Raw genomic sequence first — 15,252 nt, 5'->3', positions numbered from 1 at the left:
TCAGGAGAACAGCAGCCGCCAGGTGTGCGGGCCGGGGTAGCCGTCGGCCTCGGCGCCGCTCCAGCCCTGGGCGCGCTGGAAGGCCGCGACGTTGAGGCGGTCGGCCTCGCCCCAGTCCCGGCTGGGGCCCTCCCGGTAGGCGGCGCCGAAGCCCTTGGCGACCAGTTGCCGTCCGAGCAGCAGCACGTCGTCGTTGACCCGGCCGGGGCCGAAGCGGTCGGCGCCGGGGAAGGCCGGGGCCTGCGCGGGCGGCGGGGGCTTCGGGGTGCCGGGGGCCGGGGCGGGGGCGGTCGCGGGCGGGATGTCCTTGCCCCTGTGGTGCACCAGGTAGTCCCAGGTGTCCTTGCCCGGGTAGCCGTCGGCCTCGGCGCCGCGCCAGCCCTGCGCCAGCTGGAACGCCTCGGTGGCCTTCCGGTCCGCCTCGCCCCAGTCCGGGCTGGGCCCCTCGTGGTAGAACCGCCCGCCGCCCCGCTCGACCAGCATCCTCCCCAGCCTGGTCACGTACGCGTTGACCTTGCCCGGCCCGAACTTGTCCGCCCCGGGGAAGGCGTCCGGGTCGTCCGGCGCGGGCATCGGCTGGCTCAGCCCCTTGTAGCGGTAGGGGAGGTAGCCGCTCGCGTTGCTCCAGTACGCGTACGGGGTGCTGCGCTTGGTGGTGCCCGGGCGGGTCTGCTCCAGGGCGGTGTACCTGGTGCGCGCCGCGTCGACCCAGCCGCCGAACAGGACGGTGTGCGAGCCGCCCTCGGGGTCCTTGGGGTTGTTGTAGATCAGCGCGTCGCCGGGCTGCAGCTCGTCCTTGGTGATCCGGTCGGCGAAGTCCGGCAGCGTCCAGGTGGTCTGGCTGCTGCCCAGGCCCCAGGCCATCGAGACGAAACCCGAGCAGTCCTGGCGGTAGCCGTCCGACCAGTACGCGGCCATGCTGTACGGCACCTTCCGGTCCACCCAGACCTGCGCCCGGCGCAGGATCTCCGCCCGGGTGGTGGCGGGCTGGGCGGCTATCGAGGTGCGGGCCCGGGCGTCCTCGCCGTACGGGCCCGCCACCTCGCCCTGCGGGGAGTCGGGTATCAGCGGGCTGCTGTCGGTGCGCGGCGCGGCCGCGGCCAGGGAGGCGGCGGAGCCGCCCAGGACGCCGCCGACGGCGGCGAGCAGGACGGCCGCCTGGCGGGCCCGCAGGGGGCGGTGGCGGGGGGAGCGGACGGCGTGCGACCGGGCCCGGCGGCGGTCGGTGCAGCCGCCGCAGGTGCAGGAGTCGTCCGGCTCGACATCGCTGAACTCCATCAGCACGGGGGTCCCGCCTTTCCTCGGTGAGCTCGCTGAGTGGGACTCACGTTCCCCGCGGCCGGTGGTGCGGACCACCTGATGGGGCGTCCGGCAGGGCGGTTCGGGTGAACGCGCGCACCGCGGGGTCGGGCGTGGCGAGGGGCGAAACGGGGCCAACGGGGTGAAACGGGCGAAAGTGAACGAAATTGAAGGAAAGGTAATAAAAGGGAGCGAATGGGAGGGAAAGGGAAGGATAGGGAAGGACCAGGAGGGAAGCGGAGGGGCGGCGGGGGCTACTCCCACTGCCAGCGGATGCCGACCTGGCCGGGCTGCTGGTCGGCGGTGAGCACGTGGGCGCTGGCGGAGGCGCCGATCCACAGCGGCTCGCGGTGCCGGTCGACCTCGGTGCCGGGGGTGCGGTCGAACCGCTCGCACTGCACCGGCACGGCGGCCGGGTCGAAGTGCACCTGCAGCACGTACTCGCGCACCGGGGCGGGGAAGAACCGCCCGTAGTCGGTGGTCGGGCCGGAGTCGGGGATCTGCACCTCGTACTCGAGGACGGTGGAGTCGCCCAGGGCCAGCGGCCGGTCGAGCAGCAGCTCGGCGACCAGCAGCCCGCTGAGCGGGCGGCGGCGGACCCGGCCGAGGCGGGCGTGCCGGACAGAGGTGATCTCCGGGCAGCTCTCCACGCCCTCGTCGGCCTGGTGGACGACCACGTGCCGGGTGACCCCGTCCACGGTGGCGCGCACCACCTGGCGCATCCGCAGCAGGTGGCCGCGGCGGGAGGCGTCGACGTAGTAGGCGTCGTGGATGGACTGGCGCTCCAGCTGGCCGGCCGGCGGGGCGTCCAGCTCGGCGAACACCTCGACCAGTTCGGCCTGGCCGGGCCAGACCTGCTCCAGCCGCAGGCCGTCCGGGGCCGGACCCTGGGTGACCCAGCGGCCGCGCGGGCGGGGCGGGCCGAGCAGGGCGGTCAGCGCGGTGTGGCGCAGGCCGAGGAGCTCCTCCAGCAGGTGGACGGCGCGCAGCGAGGTGGCGCGCTCGGGCTGGCTGCGGCCGCGGCGCCAGTAACTGAGGGTGGTGACGCTGATCCTGACGCCCTGTTTGGCGAGCGCGGCGCGGATCCGGTCCAGGCTCAGTCCGCTGCTCTCGATGGCGGCGTTGAGCGCCTCGGCGAACCCGCCCGCCGGGGCCGGGGGGCCGGTCGGCGGCGGTGGCGGCTGCTCGCCGCTGTGGTCGCGCTGGCCGACCAGTCGGAGCCGGCCGGCGTGCTGCGGTTGTTGCGAGCCCATGCGACACCTTCCCCACCCGGCGGGTTCGGCGGGATCACCCCCGGCTCCACGGTGCTCGGACGGTGCGTCGGTGGTGCGCCGCCGAGCGTGTGGGAACCCTATGAGGGTTGAGAGGCTACGTCATTAATCAGGACATATGACAGTGGTCACGACAAGCATTTCGCAAGCGGACCGAACCGGCAACACTGCCGACACACGGGTGCCGGGGGACCCGCGGAGGGTCCCCCGGCACCCGGGCCGATGCGGGGTCAGGACACGTTGAGCGCGGTGTCGTCGACCACGAACGAGGTCTGCAGCGAGGCGTCCTCGACGCCGTTGAACTTCACCGTGACGCTCTGCCCGGCGTAGGAGCTCAGGTCGATCGTCTTCTGCACGTAGCCGGTGCTCCTGTCCAGGTTGGAGTACGTCGCGACGGTGGTGCCGTTCACCGAGACGGTGAGCTTGTCGTACGCCGTCGTGGTGCTGGTCTCCGCGGTGTCCACGTGCAGCCAGAAGCTCAGCTTGGCGGTGCAGCCGGCCGGGACGGACACCGTCTGGGCGAGGCTGTCGGTGTGGGCGGAGCCGTAGCCGTTCATCCAGGCCTTCCAGGAGCCGCTGTGAGCGGCCTCGGAGGAGGAGTTGTCGACCACGCCGGAGGAGGCGGTCCAGGGGGAGGCGGTGCCGGTCTCGAAGCCCGGGTTGCCCAGCAGCTGGGCGGCGGTGCAGGAGCCGGTGGGCGGCGGGGTGGTGCCGCCGCCGCCCAGCAGGGCGGTGGCCAGGCCGTCGGCGATCGGGCTGCCCCAGCCGGTGACCTGGTCGTAGCCGGTCCTGGTGGAGAAGTCCTGGTTGGCGCCGCTGGTGACGTCGTGGAAGGCGCTGCCGTAGGAGGCGGAGGTGGTGACCGCGTAGATCTTCGGGTTGGCCTCGCCCAGCACCGGCTTGGTGGCGGCCTTGGCCTTCTGGTTGTACAGCGCCGCGAAGCCGGACCACAGCGGGGCCGCCGCCGAGGTGCCGCCGTAGACCTGCCAGCCGGGGGCGGAGCTGCCCTGGGTGTAGATCGCGAAGCCGCTGTTCGGGTCGGCGTTGGAGGAGACGTCCGGAACGGTGCGCATGGTGCCGCTGACGCCGGTGCCGGTCTGCCAGCTCGGCTTGGCGAACTGGGTGGAGACCCCGCCGCCCGCCGTCGACCAGGCGCTCTCCGAGCTGTAGGTGGTGCCGGAGACCTTCAGGTTGGTGCCGCCGACGCCGGTGTTGTACGGGCTGGAGGCGGGGAAGTCCACGGCCTTCACGGTCGAGCCGGAGGTCGAGCGGGTGCAGTCCCGGGAGCCGTCGTCACCGGAGGCCGAGAAGATCGAGATGCCCTGGGCGGCGGCCTGCTTGAAGGAGTTGTTCACCGCGGTCATCGAGGAGGCGGTGGTGTCCGGCTCGCAGGAGCCCCAGGAGATGGAGATCACCGAGACCCGGTTGTCCGCGACGATCTTGGCGGCCATGTCGATCTCGCCCTGGTCGCTGTTGGGCGCCTCGTACACCAGCTGGGTGGCCTTCGGGGCGACGCCGCGGACGATCTCGGAGTCCAGCTCCACCTCGCCCTGGCCCTGGCCGGGGCTGGCGTCGTAGTTCGCGCCGTCCACCGAGACGGTGCTCACCGCCGGGCCGGACAGGCCGAACTGGCTGTCGTAGGTGGTCAGGTTCGAGGACTTGTAGCCGTCGAACTCCCAGAGCGCCACGGTCGAGCCGGTGCCGTCGGCGCCCAGCTGGTTCAGCCGGTAGGCGCCGTCGTACGTCGCCGGGCCGTAGCCGGACGGGGTGGCCTGCGGGGTGGCGGCCGAGGGCTTGGCGATCCGGGTGGTGCGCACGGTGTGGTCGTTCAGGCCGCTGACGCCCTCGACCACGCCCGCCAGGGCGGCGGGCACCGAGGCGGCCGCGTCGTTGGCGAAGAAGGTCCGGCCGTTCTCCTGCGGGTCGGTGTACGTCGACTCGTGGGTGCCGAAGGCGGCGGCCAGCTGCGCGCTGGTGCCGGTGGCGTCCACCACCTGGCGGTTGGCGCTGACCGCGTCGACGGTCAGGCCCTGGGCGGTGAGGAACGCCCGGACCTGCTCGACGTCGGCCGCGGTCGGGCCGAAGCGCTCGGTGAACTGGGCGGGCGTCAGGTAGTGCCCGTAATCGGCGGTGCCGGGGGTGGCGACCGCGGTCAGGAAACGGTCCAGTGCGGCGGTGTCGTGCAGTTTCAGCGAGACCGCGACGGATATCCGGCGGTCGGCGGGGACGTCGCCCTGCTTGTGGGAGCGGGCGACCGCGGGGGTGACGGTCTGCGGCAGGGCCACCCGGGCCGCGGCGTTGGGGGTCGGCGCGGCCTGGGCGGTCGCGGTGCCCAGGGAGAGGGCGGCGAGGGGAAGGACCGCGAGGGCGGCGGCAAGGGCGAGCGAGCGGGGTCGCACGGGCTCCTCCGGAAATCTGGCGGCGTTCCGGGTTTCGAAAACGCTCGCCAGAATCTCTCAGAGAACTCGCAGGAAAAGGCCCATGCCTGAGCAATTGCTTACTAAAAAACAGTCAACTGTGAAACGGACGGCAATTCAGTGAATTGATTCAATTCCGGTGCGGTGGAAACTGAATGTCAGGGGCGGCCCAGCCAATGGCTCAGCGCCGCCCGCAGCTCGCCCCGGGTCGGGTCCGCGCAGGCCCAGGCCGCGTACCCGTCCGGACGGACCAGCAGCACGGTGTCGCGCAGCTTGCCGTGCGGGTCCGCCGGGGCGGCGGTGACCACCCGCTCCGCCCAGGAGTCCGCCACCGACAGCTCGTCGTTGCTGACCAGCACGGCCTTCCCGGAGCGCAGCGCCTCGTGCAGCCGGGCCGGGCCGCCCGGCGCGTCCACCGCCAGGCGCAGGTCGGGGACGCGGCGGCCGACCAGCGGGTGGGCGCCCTTCTCCGCCGGGTAGGCGTACCCGATGCCGGAGACCTGCTTGGCGCCCAGTTCGGCCAGCGGGGCCAGGTGCCCGGCGGCCGCGCCGATCGCCGAGCGCAGCGCCCGGGTCGGGGCGTGCCGCCCCTGGGCGAGGCGGACCAGGGCGCCGGAGGAGCGCAGCACCGCCCGGCCGACCGGGTGGCGCTCGGTCTGGTAGGTGTCCAGCAGGGCGTCGGGGGACCAGCCGCGGAGCACCGAGACCAGCTTCCAGCTCAGGTTCGCGGCGTCCTGCAGGCCGGTGTTCATGCCCTGGCCGCCCGCCGGGGAGTGGCAGTGCGCGGCGTCGCCCGCGAGCAGCACCCGGCCGGAGCGGTAGCTCGGGGCCTGCCGCTCGTCGCTGTGGAAGCGCGACGTCCAGCGGGCCTCGCCCATGCCGTGGTCACGGCCCGTCACCTCGCGTACCAGGTCCGCGAGCCGGCTCAGGTCGACCGGTGCGGAGTCCGGCTCCTGGTGCTCGCGGCTCCAGCCGATCACCCGGTACCAGCCGTCGCCGAACCCGGCGAGGAAGGCGAACCCGGCGTCGCCCGCTCCGGCCGTCAGCGGCTCCTCGGGCGCGTGCTCCAGCCGGACGTCGGCCAGCATCACCGAGCGCACCACCGACTCGCCGGGGAACGGGACGCCCAGCAGGTCGCGCACCGCGGAGCGGACGCCGTCCGCGCCGACCGCGTAGCGGGCCCGGAAGCCCTGCTCGGTGCCGTCGGCGGTGCGGGCGGTCAGCGTGACGCCCTCGGCGTCCTGCCGCAGGCCCGTCACCTCGGTGCCGCGGCGCAGGTCGGCCCCGGCCTTGACGGCCCGTTCGCGCAGCACCCGCTCGGTGTTGTACTGCGGGGTCACCAGCACGAACGGGAAGCGGGTGGGCAGGTGGGCCAGGTCGACCCGGATCCGGCCGAACAGGTGCAGCGAGGACATCGCCGTCCCGGTGGCGATCAGCTCGTCGGCCAGGCCGCGGGCGTCCAGCAGCTCCAGGGTGCGGGCGTGCACGGCGAACGCCCTGGTCAGGCCGGACTCCTCGGTCCGCTTCTCCAGCACCGTCACCCGCAGCCCGGCCGCCGCCAGGTCGCCGGCCAGCAGCAGGCCGGTCGGGCCCGCGCCGACCACCAGCACGTCGGCGGTGAACTCCGTCTCGGACATCCGTCTCTCCCCTCGTCTTGCAGCAGGGCCGGCGGTCACCGGCCGGAGTCACGGCGCCCGGGTTCTCAGCGCGCTCTCAGACTCACATCATCGCGGGCCCATGGGGGGCTGTGAACCTCCTTCCCATGACACAGCCAGCGATGCGCCAAAACCTGCGCCCCGTCCCGGCGGTGGACGGCCGGGACCGGGCCGACACCGTGGTGGGGACCAGGCTCGTGGAGGTCGTCGTACCCGTGTACAACGAGCAGCACTCGCTGGAGCGCTGCGTCCGCGAGCTGCACGCCTACCTGGCGGAGACCTTCCCGTACGACTACCTGATCACGGTGGCGGACAACGCCTCGGTCGACGGCACCTGGGAGGTCGCCACCGCGCTCGCCGCGGAACTCGCGCCGGTGGGGGCCGTGCACCTGGACCTCAAGGGCCGGGGCCGGGCGCTGCGCGAGGTGTGGGGCGCCAGCGGGGCCGACGTGGTGGCCTACATGGACGTCGACCTGTCCACCGGCCTGGACGCCTTCCTGCCACTGGTCGCACCGCTGCTGTCCGGCCACAGCGACCTGGCCATCGGCAGCCGGCTGCACCGCGGTTCGGCGGTGGTGCGCGGCCCGAAGCGGGAGTTCATCTCGCGCACCTACAACCTGCTGCTGCGCGCCACCATGGCGGCGGGGTTCTCCGACGCGCAGTGCGGGTTCAAGGCGGGCCGCACCGAGGTGGTCAAGCGGCTGCTGGCGGAGGTCGAGGACAACGCCTGGTTCTTCGACACCGAACTGCTGCTGCTGGCCGAGGCCTCCGGGCTGCGGATCCACGAGGTGCCGGTGGACTGGGTGGACGACCCGGACAGCCGGGTCGACATCGTCCGCACCGTCGTCGACGACCTCAGGGGCATGGCCCGGGTCGCCCGGCGCACCCTGGCCGGGAAGGGGAGCGTCGACCTGCCCGGGCGGGGGCGCGGCGCGCGGGTGCCGCCCGGGCCGGGCCGACAGGCCGTCAGCTTCGCGGTGGTCGGCGGCCTGTGCACGCTGGCGTACCTGCTGCTGTTCCTGCTGGCGCGGCAGGTGGTGCCCGCGCTGGCGGCCAACGCGCTGGCGCTGGCCGTCACCGCGGTGGTCAACACCGCCGCGAACCGGCGCTTCACCTTCGGCGTGACGGGCCGCCGGGGCGCCCTCCGGCACCAACTGGAGGGCGGGCTGGCCTTCCTGGTCGGGCTGGTGCTCAGCAGCGGCGCCGTCGCCGGGCTGCACGCGGCCGCGCCGGACGCCGGGCACGGGGTGGAACTGGCGGTGCTGGTGGCGGCGAACGCGGCGGCGACGCTGGTGCGCTTCGTGCTGCTGCGGGCCTGGGTGTTCCACCCGCGGCGCGCGTAGCCGCTCCCCCGACCCCCTGTCCCTTCTCCCCCCTCCCGGGACAGGGCGCGGGCCCGGACGCCGTTGTGGGACGGCGACCGGGCCCGCTCTTCGCTGCCGGGCCGGGCTACTTGCGGATCTCGACGGTGCGGAAGCGGTTGGCCACGAACGCGGCGTCGCAGTACGCCGAGTTGGCGGCCGGGTTGGCGCCGGTGCCGTGCAGGTCGGAGAAGGCCGCGGTCTGGTTGACGTAGACGCCGCCGGTCAGGTTGAGCGAGAGCGAGACCCCGGCGTCCAGGCAGGCCCCGACCAGGGCGTCCGCCACCGCCGGGTCGGTGGTGTAGGCGCCCGCGGTCATCGCGCCGTGCTCGACCGTGGTGCGGTGCAGCAGCTCGACGGCGGCGGCGGTGGACTCCACGGCGACCGCGAAGGCCACCGGGCCGAAGCACTCGGTCAGGAAGCGGGCGCGGTCGTCCGGCTTGTCGGCGTCGGCCTTCACCAGGGCGGGGGTGCGGATGGTCGCGCCGGGGAACTCGGGGGAGGCCACCACCCGCGGGGCCAGGGCGAGTTCGCCGTACTCGCCGCCCGCGGCGGCGGCGCTGCGGGCCAGCACGCCCGGGTTGACCACGGCGCCCAGGATCGCGGCGGCCCGGGCGTCGTCGCCGAGCAGGCCCTCGACCGCGGCGGCCAGGTCGGCGACGACCTGCTCGTAGCTGCGCTCGCCGTCCTCGGTGCGGATGCCGGTGCGCGGGATCAGCAGGTTCTGCGGGGTGGTGCACATCTGGCCGCTGTACAGGCTGAGCGCGAACGCCAGGTTGTCCAGCATGCCGCGGTAGTCGTCGGTGGAGTCGATGACGACGGTGTTGACGCCCGCCTTCTCGGTGTAGACCTGCGCCTGCCGGGCGTTGTCCTCCAGCCAGTCGCCGAAGCCGGTGGAGCCGGTGTAGTCGATCAGCTTCACCTCGGGCCGCAGCGCCAGCACCTTGGCGACCGCCGCGCCCTCGTGCTCGGCGGCCAGGCAGACCAGGTTCGGGTCGAACCCGGCCTCGGCCAGCACCTCGCGGGCGATCCGCACCGTCAGCGCCAGCGGCAGCACCGCCCGCGGGTGCGGCTTGACCAGCACGCCGTTGCCGGTGGCCAGCGAGGCGAACAGGCCGGGGTAGCCGTTCCAGGTCGGGAAGGTGTTGCAGCCGACCAGCAGCGCGGTGCCGCGCGGCACCGCGGTGAACTCCTTGGTCAGCACCAGGGGTTCGCGCTTGCCCTGCGGCTTGGACCAGCTCGCCGAGCGGGGCAGCCGGGTCTGCTCGGCGTACGCGTACGCCACCGCCTCCAGGCCGCGGTCCTGCGCGTGCGGGCCGCCCGCCTGGAAGGCCATGCCGTACGCCTGGCCGGTGGTGTGCATCACCGCCTGCGCGAACTCGTGCGAGCGGGCGTTGATCCGGGCCAGCACCTCCAGGCAGACCGCGGCCCGCTCGGCGGGGGTGGCCCGCGCCCAGCCCGGCCGGGCCGCCTCCAGCGCGGCCAGCAGCGCGTCCGGCTCGGCGTGCGGGTAGCTCACGCCCAGTTCGAGGCCGTACGGGCTCGCCTCGCCGGTCACCGGCTCGCCGCCGCCGGGGTGGCCGGGCAGCTCGAACTCCCGCCCCAGCAGCGCCTCGAAGGCGGCCTTGCCGTCGGCGGCGGCCCCCTCGCCGTACGCCTTGGGGAACTCCGGGTACGGGGACCAGTAGTCGCGGGCGGCGATCGCGGCCAGCGCGCGGTCCAGGGTGTCCTGGTGGCGGGCGAGCAGTTCGGCGACCGGCAGGGCGGGGGTCGCAGCGGCCATGGTGCGCTCCTCACGGGGGGCTGGGCGGGACGCTCCTCAGCGTAACCGAACGATCGGTCGGTGCAAGGGGCCCGCGGCGCTTTCCGGGAGGAGCGCCCGGTCCAGGGGGTGACGACCTGGTCCGCGGCGGGGTGCGGGTCCTACGGGATGCCCAGTTCGAACAGGACGTAGCCGGCGTACCAGCCGGAGAGTGCGGCGACGGTGCCCAGGGTGACGGCCAGTGAGGTGCGGGAGAGCCGCTTGAGGGCCTCGGCGATCGGGAGGAAGAGCGGGAAGCAGGGGAGCAGGTAGCGGGAGGTGTTGCCGAAGATCTGCTGGCTGCCGAGGACCAGGACGACGGTGACGCAGGTGTAGACGACCAGGAGGACCGGCGGGCGCATCCGGATCAGCAGGTAGAGCAGGACCGGCAGGCTGAACACCAGGAGCAGGGCGATCAGGTCCTCGGTGGGGTAGCCGAAGATGTAGTCGTGCTGCCCGAACAGGATGTTCCGGATCACGTTCTCGGTGTGCTTGCCCCAGTCGAAGTAGTGCAGCCAGGCACCGCGCTGGAGGTCGAAGTAGGCGGTCCAACTACCCATCCGCCAGTTCGCCCAGGCGATGTAGCCGACGAAGCCGAGCGGGGCGATCACGATGGCGGACAGCGGGCCGAGCACGCCGTCCTTCCGCCTGAACAGGGCGATCAGGGCGGCCACGCCGATCGCCGCGGCCAGGGCGGCCGACGTCGGGCGGTTCAGTCCGGCGACGAAGGAGGTGACGCCGGCGGCCAGCCAGTTGCGGGTCATCACGAAGTAGCAGGCCCAGGCGGCGAGGGCGACGAACAGCGAGTCCGAGTAGACCGCCCACTCGACGCCGGAGCCCGGGAACAGGCCCCAGACGCCCGCCGCGATCACCGCCGTCCGGCGCCCCGAGACCAGCTTGGCCACCGCGTAGATGCCGGCCGCCGCGACGAACGAGGTCAGCACCGAGACCAGGATGCCCGCGCCCAGCGAGTTCAGGCCGGTCACGGTGGAGACCATCTTGATCAGGCCGGGGTAGAGCGGGAAGAACGCCACCGAGTTCTGTTCCAGCGTCCACGGGCCGGAGGCGGACGGCAGCAGCTTCGGGTCGTAGCCGTTCTGCGCGACCTGCTGGTACCACCAGCCGTCCCAGCCGCCCAGCACGTCCCAGACGTTCTTGCCGCCGCCGAACCTCGGGTTCTTCGTCAGGTACTCGCCGGACCAGGACAGCAGCCACATGAAGACGGTGAAGGCGATCAGCCGGACCGCCGCGAACACCGCCAGGGCCGGCCCGTACTCCTCGACGGCGCGCCGCAGCCAGGCGCGGGGGCCCGTCTCCGGTGCGTCGGCGTCCGCGGGCGGCTCGGGTCGTTCGGCCACTTCGGTGTCGGGGCTCACTGCCATCGCCATCAGGTCCTGTCCGGATTCTCGGGCCGCGCCGGGCCACCAGGATGCTCGGGCGAGCCTACGGCACGCACCCCTGGTCTGTACCTGGTCGCACGGCGTGCGGTTGCGCCCTTTCCCGGGGGCCACCCCCCGGGGCGGTGCCGCGGCGCCCCGGGGATACTCGTCGCATGGCCGACCACTCCACGCGCGCCGCCTACACCGTCGAGTCGCTCCTCGCGGTCACCGTGCGGGTCTTCAACGAACGCGGGTACGACGGGACCTCGATGGAGGACCTGTCCAGGGCGGCCGGGATCTCCAAGTCCTCGATCTACCACCACGTGCGCGGCAAGGAGGAGCTGCTGCGGCTCGCCGTCGGCCGGGCGCTGGACGCGCTGTTCGCGATCCTGGACGAGCCGGGCGCCGCCGCGGGCCGCCCGGTGGACCGGCTGGAGCACGTGGTGCGCCGCACCGCCGAGGTGCTGCTCGCCGAACTCCCGTACGTGACGCTGCTGCTGCGGGTGCGCGGCAACACCGCCACCGAGCAGTGGGCGCTGGAGCGCCGCCGCGACTTCGACCACCGGGTCGCCGAACTCGTCCAGGCCGCCGTCGCCGCCGGTGAGCTGCGCGCCGACGTCGAGCCCCGGCTGGCCACCCGGCTGCTGTTCGGCACCGTCAACTCGCTGGTCGAGTGGTACCGGCCGGGCCAGCGCGGCGCCGAGGGGCTGCCCGACGCGGTGGCCCGCTTCGCCTTCGACGGCCTGCGCGCCCGGTGAGCCTGCACCTGCCGGACGAGCTGGCGGCGCTGCGCGAGCTGCTGGCCGACTGGGCCGCCCACCAGCACTCCGACCTGGTGGTGGAGATCGGCGAGGACCGCGGGCTCGACCACGGCGCGCTGTGCTGGGAGGTGCTCGGCGCGGCGGGGCTGGTCGGCCCCCGATGCTGGTGCCGCGACCCCGGCTGGCACAGCGTCCCGCACGACGACCGGCTGATGCACGAGCGGCTGCGGGTGCGGGTCCCGGCGGCGGACGCACCGGCCTGGATGACCCACACGCTCGGCGGGAGCCTGGTGCACCGCTCGGGCGGCCCGAGCCCGAACGCCCGGGCGCTGGCCGAGCCGATCGTCGAGCTGCTCGGCCCGGACGCCGACTGGCGGGCCAACGGCTACGCCGCGCACCCCGCGCCCGCGGGCGGCAACCGCAGCTGGAGCCCGGTCACCCCGTTCACCTTCGACGCCGCGCTGGTCGGCATCGGGGGCGGCCGGACGGTGGTGGCCGTCGCCACCGGCGAGGACTGAGCCGGGGCGTCACAGCCCGTCCGCCGGGATCTGGTCGGTCTCCTCGAACACCAGCATGGTGCGGGTGCTCAGCACCTCCGGGATGGACTGGATGCTGCCCAGCACCAGCTCGCGCAGCTCCCGGTTGTCAGCCGTGTGGACCAGCATCAGCACGTCGTAGTCGCCGCCGACCAGCGCGATGTGCGCCACCCCCGGCAGCCGCAGCAGCTGCTCGCGCACCGTGCGCCAGGAGTTCTGCACGATCCGCAGCGTGACGTACGCGGACGCGGCCTGCCCGGCCTTCTCGTGGTCGACCCGGGCGGTGAAGCCGCGGATCACCCCGTCCTCGACCATCCTGGAGATCCGGGCGTACGCGTTCGCCCGGGACACGTGCACCCGCTCGGCCACCGAGCGGATCGAGGCGCGACCGTCCTGCCGCAGCAGCCGCAGGATCGACCGGTCGACACGGTCGAGTCTGGACACCTGTTCAGCCGACATGGCCCCCCACCCCTCGCGATTGGACGTGCTGGCCCCAGCAGACCTCCCTTTCGGCCGACTGTCCACCGTCTTGACGGGGTTATGGTCAAGATGAACAGACGACCGAACAATCGGTAGGGAGCCCCCACCACCCCGGAGGTGCCCCAGATGACCGTCCTGGACCACAGGAACGACCCGGTAGCGGCCGTGCCCGGCTGGCGGCCCGGCGCCACCGCGCCCCGCACCGACCCCGCCCCGCTGCTGCCCGACCCCGAACCGCACCGCGCGCTGGGCACCGCCGCCGCCGACGCGGCCGACCCCGAGCTGCTGCGCGAGCTGTACCGGCGCCTGGTCGCCGGGCGCCGCTACAACCAGCAGGCCACCACCCTGACCAAGCAGGGCCGCCTCGCCGTCTACCCGGCCTCCACCGGCCAGGAGGCCTGCCAGGTCGCCGCCGCGCTCGCGCTGCGCCCCCAGGACTGGCTGTTCCCCTCCTACCGGGACACCCTCGCCGTGGTCGCCCGCGGCGTCGACCCGCTGCAGGCGCTCACCCTGCTGCGCGGCGACGCGCACACCGGCTACGACCCGCGCGCCACCCGCACCGCCCCGCTGTGCACCCCGCTGGCCACCCAGGTCCCGCACGCCGTCGGCCTGGCGCACGCCGCCCGGCTGGCCGGGGACGACACCGTCGCGCTCGCCCTGCTGGGCGACGGCGGCACCAGCGAGGGCGACTTCCACGAGGGCCTGAACTTCGCGGCCGTGCTGCACGCGCCCGTGGTGTTCCTGGTGCAGAACAACGGCTACGCGATCTCCGTCCCGCTGACCCGGCAGTCCGCCGCGCCGACCCTCGCCCACAAGGCGGTCGGCTACGGCATGCCCGGGCGGCTGGTCGACGGCAACGACGCGCTCGCCGTGCACCAGGTGCTCACCGAGGCCGTCGAGCGGGCCCGCAGCGGCGGCGGCCCCACCCTGGTCGAGGCGCTCACCTACCGCCTCGACGCGCACACCAACGCCGACGACGCCACCCGCTACCGGCAGGCCGAGGAGGTCGACGCCTGGCGGGCGCACGACCCCGTCCGGCTGCTGGAGGACGCGCTGCGCGGCCGCGGACTGCTCGACGAGCAACTGGCCGCCGACGCCGCCGAACAGGCCGAGCAGCTGGCCGCCCGGATGCGCGCCGAGTTCCACGCCGACCCCGAGCTCGACCCGATGTCGCTGTTCGCGCACGTCTACGCCGAACCCACCCAGCAACTGCGCGAGCAGGCCGAGCAGTTGGCGGCCGAACTCGCCGCGGAGGCCGAGGCCGGGAGCGGGGGGCACAGCCGATGAGCACCGCCGTCCGCGACCAGTCCGGCCTGCGCACCGGCACCATGGCGCAGGCCCTCAACCTCGCGCTGCGCGACGCGATGCGCGCCGACAAGACCGTCCACGTGCTCGGCGAGGACGTCGGCGCGCTCGGCGGCGTCTTCCGGATCACCGACGGCCTGACCGCCGAGTTCGGCCCCGACCGCTGCCTGGACACCCCGCTGGCCGAGGCCGGCATCCTCGGCACCGCCGTCGGCATGGCCATGTACGGGCTGCGCCCCGTGGTCGAGATGCAGTTCGACGCCTTCGCCTACCCGGCGCTGGAGCAGCTGTTCTCGCACGTCGCCAAGATGCGCAACCGCACCGCCGGGAAGCTCCCGCTGCCGATCACCGTCCGCATCCCGTACGGCGGCGGCATCGGCGGCGTCGAGCACCACAGCGACGCCTCCGAGGCGTACTACGCGCACACCCCCGGCCTGCACGTGGTCACCCCCGCGACCGTCGCCGACGCGTACGGGCTGCTGCGGGAGTCGATCGCCTCCGACGACCCGGTGGTGTTCCTGGAGCCCAAGCGGCTCTACTGGGGCAAGGCGGAGTGGGACCCGGCGGCGGCCGTCGAACCGATCGGGAGGGCCGTGCTGCGCCGCCCCGGCCGCTCCGCGGTGCTGGTCACCTACGGGCCCTCGCTGCCGGTCTGCCTGGAGGCCGCCGAGGCCGCGAAGGCCGAGGGGTGGGACCTGGCGGTGCTCGACCTGCGCACCCTGGTGCCGTTCGACGAGGCCACCGCCTGCGAGGTGGTCCGCTCGCTCGGCCGGGCCGTGGTGGTGCACGAGTCGGCCGGGTTCGGCGGGGCCGGGGCGGAGATCGCCGCCCGGCTCACCGAGAAGTGCTTCCACCACCTGGCCGCGCCGGTGCTGCGGGTCACCGGCTTCGACGTCCCGTACCCGCCGCCGATGCTGGAGCACCACCACCTGCCCGGGGTGGACCGGATCCTGGACGCCGTCGCCCGGCTCCAATGGGAGGAGTGAT

General features: G+C 73.9%; 12 protein-coding genes. 5 read left to right on the top strand and 7 right to left on the bottom strand.

Annotated features, from left to right (window positions below; all coding sequences use genetic code 11):
- The 4 genes from QSK52_RS04555 to QSK52_RS04540 all read right to left on the bottom strand — a co-directional run bounded on the left by QSK52_RS04555 (nt 1) and on the right by QSK52_RS04540 (nt 6,624).
- On the bottom strand, nt 1-1,278 hold the full coding sequence (locus QSK52_RS04555; RefSeq protein WP_285733823.1) for a peptidoglycan-binding protein: 1,278 nt from the start codon (nt 1,276-1,278) through the stop codon (nt 1-3).
- Between the two features lie 275 nt (nt 1,279-1,553).
- Nucleotides 1,554-2,552 (bottom strand): hypothetical protein, encoded by a 999-nt coding sequence (locus QSK52_RS04550; protein WP_285733821.1) that lies wholly within the window; start codon nt 2,550-2,552, stop codon nt 1,554-1,556.
- 248 nt (nt 2,553-2,800) lie between these two features.
- Nucleotides 2,801-4,969 (bottom strand): protease pro-enzyme activation domain-containing protein, encoded by a 2,169-nt coding sequence (locus tag QSK52_RS04545; RefSeq protein ID WP_285733819.1) that lies wholly within the window; start codon nt 4,967-4,969, stop codon nt 2,801-2,803.
- A gap of 176 nt (nt 4,970-5,145) precedes the next feature.
- The gene (locus tag QSK52_RS04540) at nt 5,146-6,624 is read right to left on the bottom strand and encodes an FAD-dependent monooxygenase (protein WP_285733817.1); all 1,479 of its coding nucleotides are present in this window, start codon (nt 6,622-6,624) and stop codon (nt 5,146-5,148) included.
- Nucleotides 6,625-6,749: 125 nt separating this feature from the next.
- Between QSK52_RS04540 and QSK52_RS04535 the strand changes: the two genes are divergently transcribed.
- Entirely contained in the window at nt 6,750-7,985 is a 1,236-nt protein-coding gene (locus tag QSK52_RS04535) for a glycosyltransferase (protein ID WP_285733815.1), read from the top strand.
- 106 nt (nt 7,986-8,091) lie between these two features.
- Here QSK52_RS04535 and paaN read toward each other — a convergent pair whose 3' ends face one another.
- Both paaN and QSK52_RS04525 read right to left on the bottom strand, forming a co-directional pair.
- Nucleotides 8,092-9,786: a phenylacetic acid degradation protein PaaN gene (gene paaN, locus QSK52_RS04530; RefSeq protein WP_285733813.1), complete on the bottom strand. Its 1,695-nt coding sequence runs from the start codon at nt 9,784-9,786 to the stop codon at nt 8,092-8,094.
- 140 nt (nt 9,787-9,926) lie between these two features.
- A complete protein-coding gene (locus tag QSK52_RS04525; protein WP_285733810.1) occupies nt 9,927-11,192 on the bottom strand; it encodes a glycosyltransferase family 39 protein in 1,266 nt (421 codons plus the stop codon).
- Nucleotides 11,193-11,356: 164 nt separating this feature from the next.
- Between QSK52_RS04525 and QSK52_RS04520 the strand changes: the two genes are divergently transcribed.
- Nucleotides 11,357-11,941, top strand: a complete 585-nt coding sequence (locus tag QSK52_RS04520) for a TetR/AcrR family transcriptional regulator (RefSeq protein ID WP_285733808.1) — start codon at nt 11,357-11,359, stop codon at nt 11,939-11,941.
- Nucleotides 11,938-12,462: a hypothetical protein gene (locus QSK52_RS04515; protein ID WP_285733806.1), complete on the top strand. Its 525-nt coding sequence runs from the start codon at nt 11,938-11,940 to the stop codon at nt 12,460-12,462. Before QSK52_RS04520 ends, QSK52_RS04515 begins: the two co-directional genes overlap by 4 nt.
- Nucleotides 12,463-12,471: 9 nt before the next feature.
- On the opposite strand, the gene QSK52_RS04510 is transcribed toward QSK52_RS04515, so the two are convergent.
- Nucleotides 12,472-12,939: an Lrp/AsnC family transcriptional regulator gene (locus QSK52_RS04510; RefSeq protein WP_285733805.1), complete on the bottom strand. Its 468-nt coding sequence runs from the start codon at nt 12,937-12,939 to the stop codon at nt 12,472-12,474.
- A gap of 147 nt (nt 12,940-13,086) precedes the next feature.
- On the opposite strand from QSK52_RS04510, the gene pdhA reads away from it, so the two are divergent.
- Both pdhA and QSK52_RS04500 read left to right on the top strand, forming a co-directional pair.
- Nucleotides 13,087-14,247, top strand: a complete 1,161-nt coding sequence (gene pdhA / locus QSK52_RS04505; protein ID WP_435053154.1) for a pyruvate dehydrogenase (acetyl-transferring) E1 component subunit alpha — start codon at nt 13,087-13,089, stop codon at nt 14,245-14,247.
- Nucleotides 14,244-15,251: an alpha-ketoacid dehydrogenase subunit beta gene (locus tag QSK52_RS04500; RefSeq protein ID WP_285733800.1), complete on the top strand. Its 1,008-nt coding sequence runs from the start codon at nt 14,244-14,246 to the stop codon at nt 15,249-15,251. The genes pdhA and QSK52_RS04500 overlap by 4 nt, the downstream gene beginning before the upstream one ends.
- The last annotated feature ends 1 nt before the right edge of the window (nt 15,252 follow it).

The organism is Kitasatospora phosalacinea, assembly GCF_030268885.1.
Lineage (GTDB): Bacteria > Actinomycetota > Actinomycetes > Streptomycetales > Streptomycetaceae > Kitasatospora > Kitasatospora phosalacinea_C.
The sequence above is the reverse complement of the archived record's forward strand: the minus strand, read 5'-3'. Positions and strand labels throughout refer to the sequence as shown.